Here is a 5,148-nt window from a genome sequence, read left to right on the forward strand (position 1 = left end):
GGATAGCCGCCCGAAAAAGCCGCGGCGACATTGGCTGCGCCCAGGCCGATCAGTTCCTGATCCGGAACAATGCGTTGCCGCTTTTTCGCTGCGAGCGTTTGCGCGACCGAGACCGATTCCACAAATCCAATGATGCTGAGCAATAAAGCAGGGACGGCCAGTCGCTGCCATAGTTCCGCATCGAATAAGGGAACGGTAAAGGGCGGCAAGCTCTGCGGGATGTCGCCCACCACCTTCACGCCTTTGGCTTCAAGATCGAAGGCAATGACCACCAAAATCGACAACGCGACCGCAACGATGGGCCCAGCTTTGGCAACAAGATCAGCGGGCCGCGCCGCCAGCCCGAAACCGACGAGCATGGGTTTCAAACCTTTGCGCACCCAGAATAGAAATCCGGTCGCAATCACGCCAATCGCAAGGGTGTAAGGATTGGTGTCCTTGGCATTTTCGATCAACGTCGTGACCAGCTCGGGCAGTGCCTCACCCGACGCCTTAATGCCCAGCAGCGACTTGAGTTGGCTGGTGGCAATAATGATACCGCTTGCGGTGATAAACCCTGACACCACAGGGTGCGATAACAGGTTTGCGAGAAAACCCAGACGCAACACGCCCATGACAATCAGGATCAGCCCGGACAGCAACGCGAGGACAAGCGTGGCGGCAATAAATTCGGCGCTGCCCGGTGCAGCAACGGCGCTCGCAGCTGTCAAAGTCATCAGCGAAATCACCGCCACTGGCCCAACGGCGAGTGCGCGGCTCGTCCCGAACAGGGCATAGGCAATGATGGGAAGAATAGACGCGTATAGCCCGATTTCCGGTGGCAACCCAGCCAACATCGCATAAGCCAGGCTTTGCGGGATGAGCATTATCGTGACGATTGCGGCGGCGACCAAGTCATTGGTCAACGTCACGCCGCCATAGCTGCGTCCCCATTCCAATATCGGCAAATAGCGCGCCAATTTCATAGCCGTTATGCCGCGCCGATCTTGTGGGGTTTGACCATCCACTCATGCCCTTTGAGCATACCGTGCCAGTAAATTGGCGGAAGGATGGTGTCCTTTAACAGCCATGACAGGCGCGATGGGCGTGTGCCGTCGATGAGCCAATTGGGGAAGCTCGGCAGCAATTTTCCGCCATAACCAAATTCGGCGAGCACAATCTTGCCGCGCTCAACCGTCAACGGGCAACTGCCATAGCCGTCATAATCGGCGACAGGCGGTTTGCCCTCAAGAGAAGCCAATACATTCACCGCGACCACAGGCGCTTGCTTGCGCGCTGCCGCCATGGTCTTGGCGTTTGACGCCGAGCAGGCATCGCCCAAGGCGAAGACATTTGCATAACGCACATGCTGCAATGTTGCTTCATTGACTTCGATGAAACCACTTGCGGCCGCCAGCGGACTGTTGCGCACAAAATCCGGCGCGACTTGCGGCGGGACGACATGGATCATGTCGAACTTTTCGTCGACCCGCGTGATGATGTCGCCGCGTTTCTGTTCAAATGTCGCAATTTTGGCTGGGCCATCGATCGCAACCAGCTTCGATTCAAAATTTAAGTGCGCGTCATAGCGTTCGATATATTCCATCAGTGCGGGCACATAGGCGGCCACCCCAAACAGCACTGCTCCGCTGTTATGGAATTGCACATCAATGTCTTTTAACACCCCTGCCCGTTCCCACGCACTGCATGATAGATACATTGATTTTTGCGGCGCGCCTGCACATTTAATCGGCATTGGCGGCTGCGTGAACAGCGCGCGGCCTTGCTTGAAATCCTTCACAAGGCGGTTGGTATAAGGGGCAAGGTCGTAACGATAGTTGGACGTTACGCCATTTTGACCGAGTGTTTCGGTCAAGCCGTCGATAGCCTCCCAATCCAGCTTAATGCCGGGGCATGCCACCAGCACGCGATAGGCAACCGAACTTCCATCGGCGAGCAGCACTTTGTTGTCCTCAGGCACAAATCCAGAGGCTGCTTTCTTGATCCAGTCAACAGCTTTGGGCATGACCGATTTTTCGGTGCGCTTGGTGAATTCAGCCGAGAAAACACCAGCCCCAACCATCGTCCAGCCGGGCTGATAATAATGGTCTTCTGAAGGTTCGATTACGGCAACCGATAGCTTCTGATTGCGCTTTAACAGGCTGGCGGCTGTGGCGATTCCGGCACTGCCGCCGCCGACGATAACCACATCATAGATTTTTGCGGAGGATGGCGCTGCATCCTGAGCTTTTGTCGCCATTTCCCAAAGCTTGGTTGAACGCGCGCCGGAGCGGCAATAGGCAAGAATGGGGGATGGCATTTGGGCCAGAGCCGCTTTCATCTTGGCCGCATCATCGTCCGTAAATGCGCCTGAGACGGCTGGAATATATGTGAATGACAGGCCAAGCGCTTCTGCTTCTTTCTGAATGGCGGCGGCGGATGGTTGCCCCGCCTCTTCGCCATCTGGCCGGTTGCAGATAACAGATTTGAAGCCCTGCGCGGCAGCGTGATGCAGATCTTCTGTCGTCAATTGCCCTGAGACAGAAAAGCCTGGCGTGATGGATTTGAACGTCATTTGGGCCCCGCTTGTTTTGGTTTTTGGGATGTAAAAGGTACCACGCGTTGCGCGGCCATGCCGACAAACATCGCAACGACAAATGGCGCGACATCGCCCGGCGCAATCGCCAAGTCAGCAAGTGCTGGACCTGGGCAAAGGCCGGCAATGCCCCAACCCATTCCAAACAATATGGCCCCAAAAGCGAGCGGGCTATCCAGCGTGGCCGTGCCTGGCAAATCAAAGGCTGGCGCGGCAAGCGGTGCCGACAGTCGCGATTTAATGACCCAAGCCACTACCATGGGCAGCATGGCGCCACCCATGACGAAAGCGAGCGTCGGATCCCATTGGCCAAAAAGGTCCAGAAACGCCTGAACCCGCGCAGGGTCCGACATGCCCGAATAGGCAAGGCCGGCCCCGAACAGCGTTCCAGAGATTAATGCGATAAGCGCGCGGGTCATAGCCAACCTCCAGCGCGAAGAATCCCTACGGTCACAAATCCGCTTGCCATGAACATGCCGGTTGCAACCATGGATCGCGGCGAAAGACGCGACAGCCCGCATACGCCATGGCCACTGGTGCAGCCCGAGCCGAGCCGTGTGCCATAACCAACGAGTAAGCCACCGATGATCAACGGCCAGATGGATGCTGGAAAGTTGACGTTCACCGCACCAACGGTCTGTGCGATCAGAAGCGCACCAAGCGGAAGGCCGACGACGAATGCGATTGCGACATTTCGTGGCGCTCCGCTATCCGCGATGCCCGTTGCCCGTGCCGCCATTCCGCTTACGCCGGCGATCCGGCCAAGGCCGAGCAGCATGATTGCGGCCGCAAGTCCAATCAGCAAGCCACCCATAAAGCCTTCAACAGGCATGGCATTAGGAAAGGCCGGTATCATACGGCGTTGACCGGGATTTTGAGGTACGTGATGCCATTGTCGTCCGCCGCGGGCATATGCCCTGCACGCATATTCACTTGCACCGACGGCAAAATCAGGCGCGGCATATCCAGCGTCGCATCGCGCGCCTCACGCATCGCGACAAATTCATCCTCGGTTATACCGTCATGGGCATGGATATTGCCTGTACGCTCTGCCTCGACAGTGGTTTCCCATGCATATTCAGTACGGCCAGCAGGCAAATAGTCGTGGCACATGAAGAGCCGCGTCGTGGCAGGCAGCGACAATATCCGGCGCAACGATTGGAACAATTGCCGCGCGTTCCCGCCGGGAAAATCCGCGCGCGCGGTGCCGTAATCGGGCATGAACATTGTGTCGCCCGTGAAAACGGCATCACCAATGACATAGGCAATGTCCGCAGGCGTATGACCGGGGACATGGAGGACTGTTACGTCCAGCTTCCCAATTTGGAAGTGGTCGCCATCGGCAAACAGCCTGTCAAAGTCCGACCCATCACGCTGAAAATCAGTGCCAGCGTTAAACAGCTTTCCGAACACATTCTGGACGGTGACGATATGTTCGCCAATTGCAATTTTGCCGCCAAGCTTTTGCTGCAAATAAGGCGCTGCCGAAAGGTGATCGGCATGCGCATGGGTTTCGAGCAGCCAATCAACGGCCAAGCCCCGTTCCGCGACATATGCGATAATGGCATCCGCCGACGCGAACGAGGTTCGCCCTGAGGCAGGATCAAAATCAAGCACGCTATCAATGATAGCAGCCTGCTTGGTTTCGGGATCATGGACCACATAGCTGACCGTGAAAGTCGGTTTGTCAAAAAAGGCACGAATTATCGGAACACCCTTTTGGGCATCACTCACCTGCGCGATGGCATTTTCTAACGCTGAGTCGGGCATCGGAAACTCCTATAAATTCATATTTACATAAATTGTGTAATAGATTATCGATGTTGCGTCAATACAAGTCTCGTGGCAGCGCCGACCGATGAACAGGATGAAGAAATGAACGACACGAAAGCAGTTGCCTCACAGCCCATTAGGATCGGCGAAACAGCGCCGGACTTTCGCGCGCGAACAACGCTCGGGGAACGGAGCCTATCGGAATATCGGGGCCAGTGGCTCATCTTGTTTTCGCACCCCGCAGACTTTACGCCCGTGTGCACGACGGAATTTGTTGCGCTTGCCAAGTCGGCCGCTGCGTTCGAAGCAACTGGTTGTGCATTGCTCGGGCTTTCCGTGGACAGTATCCATTCACACATTGCGTGGGTGACTGCGATTAAACACAAATTTGGGGTGAATGTTCCTTTCCCGATCATTGAAGATCCCTCCATGGCCATTGGCCGCGCATATGGCATGATTGATGATGCTGCAGCGGATAGCGCCGCGGTGCGCTCAACCTATTTCATCGACCCCGACGGCATCATTCGTGCCATCACGACGTATCCGTATAATGTGGGCCGATCGGTTAGTGAAATGCTGCGCCTTCTTTACGCATTGCAAGCTACGCAGGGCGGCGCTGGCCTTGCTCCAGAGGGATGGCAGCCCGGTGACAAATTGCTTGCAATGCCAATTATAAACAGCGCCGAAATCAGTGGTGACGATGATTGGTTTTGCCATTTGGCCGACACGAAATGACGTCGCTTTTTGAAAGTCGCGACCGCGCCGTAAAAGCGGCGGACAAACTAAAAGTCTATGCGCAG

General features: G+C 56.0%; 6 protein-coding genes. 1 reads left to right on the forward strand and 5 read right to left on the reverse strand.

The features are described from left to right. The 5 genes from Q0O33_RS10405 to Q0O33_RS10425 form a co-directional block, all read right to left on the reverse strand. Window positions 1–965: SulP family inorganic anion transporter (locus Q0O33_RS10405; protein WP_295499270.1), on the reverse strand; the 965-nt coding region annotated here is incomplete at its 3' end. A 5-nt stretch (window positions 966–970) separates the two neighbouring features. Next, window positions 971–2,554 carry a bifunctional protein tyrosine phosphatase family protein/NAD(P)/FAD-dependent oxidoreductase gene (locus Q0O33_RS10410; RefSeq protein ID WP_295499274.1) on the reverse strand — a complete coding sequence of 528 codons (1,584 nt, stop codon included), beginning with the start codon at window positions 2,552–2,554 and terminating at the stop codon, window positions 971–973. Beyond that, on the reverse strand, window positions 2,551–2,994 hold the full coding sequence (locus tag Q0O33_RS10415) for a DUF6691 family protein (RefSeq protein ID WP_295499277.1): 444 nt from the start codon (window positions 2,992–2,994) through the stop codon (window positions 2,551–2,553). The genes Q0O33_RS10410 and Q0O33_RS10415 overlap by 4 nt, the downstream gene beginning before the upstream one ends. Next, window positions 2,991–3,431: a YeeE/YedE thiosulfate transporter family protein gene (locus tag Q0O33_RS10420; RefSeq protein ID WP_295499280.1), complete on the reverse strand. Its 441-nt coding sequence runs from the start codon at window positions 3,429–3,431 to the stop codon at window positions 2,991–2,993. The genes Q0O33_RS10415 and Q0O33_RS10420 overlap by 4 nt, the downstream gene beginning before the upstream one ends. After that, window positions 3,428–4,345 (reverse strand): MBL fold metallo-hydrolase, encoded by a 918-nt coding sequence (locus tag Q0O33_RS10425; RefSeq protein WP_295499283.1) that lies wholly within the window; start codon window positions 4,343–4,345, stop codon window positions 3,428–3,430. The genes Q0O33_RS10420 and Q0O33_RS10425 overlap by 4 nt, the downstream gene beginning before the upstream one ends. A 105-nt stretch (window positions 4,346–4,450) precedes the next feature. Between Q0O33_RS10425 and Q0O33_RS10430 the strand changes: the two genes are divergently transcribed. Next, a complete protein-coding gene (locus Q0O33_RS10430; RefSeq protein WP_295499285.1) occupies window positions 4,451–5,083 on the forward strand; it encodes a peroxiredoxin in 633 nt (210 codons plus the stop codon). The last annotated feature ends 65 nt before the right edge of the window (window positions 5,084–5,148 follow it).

It is taken from the genome of Sphingorhabdus sp. EL138 (assembly GCF_945862485.1).
Lineage (GTDB): Bacteria > Pseudomonadota > Alphaproteobacteria > Sphingomonadales > Sphingomonadaceae > Sphingorhabdus_B.

What these genes read in the sequence shown, in the direction of transcription:
- Q0O33_RS10415 (WP_295499277.1), bottom strand. Translation starts at nt 2,994, where the DNA reads ATGACCCGCGCGCTTATCGCATTAATCTCTGGAACGCTGTTCGGGGCC.
- Q0O33_RS10410 (WP_295499274.1), bottom strand. Translation starts at nt 2,554, where the DNA reads ATGACGTTCAAATCCATCACGCCAGGCTTTTCTGTCTCAGGGCAATTG.
- Q0O33_RS10430 (WP_295499285.1), top strand. Translation starts at nt 4,451, where the DNA reads ATGAACGACACGAAAGCAGTTGCCTCACAGCCCATTAGGATCGGCGAA.
- Q0O33_RS10425 (WP_295499283.1), bottom strand. Translation starts at nt 4,345, where the DNA reads ATGCCCGACTCAGCGTTAGAAAATGCCATCGCGCAGGTGAGTGATGCC.
- Q0O33_RS10420 (WP_295499280.1), bottom strand. Translation starts at nt 3,431, where the DNA reads ATGATACCGGCCTTTCCTAATGCCATGCCTGTTGAAGGCTTTATGGGT.